Genomic DNA, 3,000 nt, shown 5'->3' on the forward strand with positions numbered 1-3,000 from the left:
CGCCGGATCTGCCGCTCAATTTCGTCGTCGGCAATGCGCTCGGCCTCCACCTGACTGCGCACGCCTTCGATGGTGGGCCAGTGGTGACGCAGGCGCTCCATGTTGCTCGGATCGCCCACATCCATCGCCGTCGCCAGCGTCTCTTGCGTCGGCTTCGGCGTCCAGTTGCCCGTCTCCAAGAAGTCAACCACCGGGCGGTTTTCGTTGGTCGCCATCACGACCGGACGCATGGGACTGCCCATGGCGCGGGCGTAGAGCGCAGCCACAGCGTTGCCCAGGTTGCCCGAGGGCACGATAAATCCGGGCGATACGTTGTGCTCGCGCACGTACCAGCGGCTGGCGGCGGCGTAGTACGTGAGCTGCGGCAGCAGGCGCCCCACATTGATGCTGTTGGCCGAGGAGAGCCGCTTCTCCGTGGAGAGCACCTCATCCTGAAAAGCCCCCTTTACCAGACGCTGGCAGTCGTCGAAGTCGCCGTTTACCGCCAGCGTGCGCACGTTCTGGTCCCATCCGGTAAGCTGCTTCTCCTGCCGCGCCGACACGCGGCCTTTCGGATAGCACACCACCACCTCCACGTTCGGCTTTTCATGAAATGCGGCAGCCACCGCCGCCCCCGTATCCCCCGACGTAGCCACGAGAATGGTGATCGGCTGCGCCGCGTCTTTGTTGAGATGCGAAAGTGCCGATGCCAGAAAGCGCGCCCCCACATCTTTGAAGGCTGCTGTGGGACCGTGAAAAAGCTCCAGCACCGCCGTGTCGCGTCCCAGATCGCGGAGCGGCACCGGGAACGAGAACGTATCGGCGCAGATCGCGTCGAGCATAGGCGCAAGCGGATCGCCCTCAAAGTAGGGCGCCAGCATGTGCGCGGCGATGTCGGTGATGGCATCAGACGGTGCCTCCATCGGATCGACCGCAGGAAACGACGCGGGCACGTAGAGTCCACCATCGGGCGCCAGGCCGCGGGTTAGGGTTTCGGAGAGCGTGGCGCGGTGGTCGGCGTTGCGGGTGCTTACGAAGTGCATGCAGGGGCAGGGTAAGGTTTGGGGGATGCGACAAGTTGGGCGTTATGACAGGGAATCGGGCATATCCTGCGGCGGGGTCGCGCGTTCGGAGCGCCCGGCCTCGTCGTGCAGCTCGGCGCGGATGCGCGGCAGCGCCTCGGGATGCGTCTCTTGCAGATGCGTCACGATCCGCTCGCGCACTTCGCAGCGCAGCTCCCACAGATCGGGCGCACTGCGGGCACTCATCAGCGCGCGCAGTTCGACGGTGCGCTCGGTGGTGTTCGTCACGTGCAGCTTCCACACGCGTCCGTCGTAGTACTCGGAGTCCTCGACGATCTCGCCCAGCGCAGCGCGCACCTCATCGAAGGGCACCGTATGATCCACGTAGAGAAAAACCGTGCCGAGCAGCTCCGACGTCTCGCGCGTCCAGTTTTGAAAAGGCTGCTCGATGAACTGCGTAATGGGTACCACGATGCGCCGCTGATCCCACACGCGCACGACCACGTAGGTCAGCGTAATCTCCTCGATCCACCCGAAATCGCCCTCTACGATCACCACATCATCAACGCGGATGGGCTGCGTGAATGCGACCTGCAACCCCGCCACAATCGTCCCAAGCGTGCGCTGCGCCGCGAATCCAATCACAATACCGACAATGCCCGCCGAGGCCAACAGTCCGGTGCCCAGACTGCGAAAGGTATCGTACTCAAACAGAATGATACCAAGCGCCACCACGCTTATAATGATAACCGCAATGCGGCGAAGCAGACGCGTCTGCGTCACGATTTTGCGGGCGCGCAGGTTGTCGGCTTCATCGATCGAGAAGCGGTGGCCGATCAGATCCTCAACCACCTGCACGCCAGCAATGAGCAGCCATGCAACTCCGGCCACCACGAACGTATGCAGCGCCGCACGCAGTCCGTCTTGCCAGACTGGATCGAGCGCGGGGGCAAATGCAGGCAGCGCGGCACGCACTACCAAGAGCGGAATCAGCAGTTGTAGGGGACGATAGCTGCGGTCCAGCACGTCGGCCCCCAACTGACTATCCCCACCCAGGCGAGCGCTGAGCGTGCGTATCCCCCAGAATGCCGCCCTGTGGAACAGCAATCCCACAACAACAGCTACAGCGATGTAAGGAATTATATAAAGCAGGATACCCATGGCAACATGGATGCGATTGGAGGTGCAATTCCAGGGGCAGGGGGCTCTTACGTCTCCGTCGGTTCATCTATCCGCCGCGCACCGTTGCTGGCCACGGGGGCGGTCCAGATGTCGGCATCCAAGTCTTCGGTCGCGAAGGCGCGGCGCATGGCCGTACCCACGCGCTCGGCGGTAGCGGCGTCGGGGCACCAGGCAAAGACGCTGGGTCCGGCCCCCGAGATGGATCCGCCCAGGGCCCCCGCCTCGCGGGCAGCAGCCTGCACCGCGTCGAAGCCGGGGATGAGCCGCGCCCGGTGGGGCTCGATCATGACGTCGTGAAGCGAGCGTCCGATCAGCGGCAGGTCGTTCTGAGCGCATCCGGCCACGAGCGCAGCCAGGTTGGCGCTCTGCTGTACAGCAATGGGCACAGGCACGGCCTCGGGCAGCACGGCGCGGGCCGAGCGGGTCGAGATCTGCATGTGCGGATGCGCCAGCGCAGCATACAGGTTCTCGGGCACCGGAATGGGCACCACATCGAGCGGATCGAGGCTGCGCGTGAGCACGAGTCCTCCATAGACCATCGGCACCACATTGTCGCCGTGCATGGCGCCGCTGGCAATCTGCTCGCCCTGCAAGGCGTAGCGTAGCATCTCGTCGTCGGTCAGTGGCGGATCGACCAGGACCTGCGCCGCTTTCATGGCGGCTACAGCGGAAGCGGCGGATCCGCCCACGCCGGAGCTCAGCGGAATGCCTTTGTGGATGTGCACGCGAAAGCCATACGGCAGGTCGCGGTCGGCGTGCATTGCCAGCAGGCCCACCGTGGCGGTGTTGGCCTTGGGGCGACGCGGCAGTTCCGTCA

Annotated in this window: 3 protein-coding genes; all 3 read right to left on the reverse strand. The window is 64.5% G+C overall.

All coding sequences use genetic code 11. The annotated features are described in order from the left end of the window. Nucleotides 1-1,022: threonine synthase (gene thrC / locus R6U20_RS05530; RefSeq protein WP_410336867.1), on the reverse strand; the 1,022-nt coding region annotated here is incomplete at its 3' end. Nucleotides 1,023-1,064: 42 nt separating this feature from the next. Further along, nucleotides 1,065-2,162 carry a mechanosensitive ion channel family protein gene (locus R6U20_RS05535; RefSeq protein WP_410336868.1) on the reverse strand — a complete coding sequence of 366 codons (1,098 nt, stop codon included), beginning with the start codon at nucleotides 2,160-2,162 and terminating at the stop codon, nucleotides 1,065-1,067. A 47-nt stretch (nucleotides 2,163-2,209) separates the two neighbouring features. Beyond that, nucleotides 2,210-3,000, reverse strand: a 791-nt coding sequence (locus R6U20_RS05540) for a homoserine kinase (protein WP_410336869.1), incomplete at its 5' end; no start/stop codon positions are given.

This window comes from Longimonas sp. (assembly GCF_046498435.1).
GTDB lineage: Bacteria > Bacteroidota > Rhodothermia > Rhodothermales > Salinibacteraceae > Longimonas.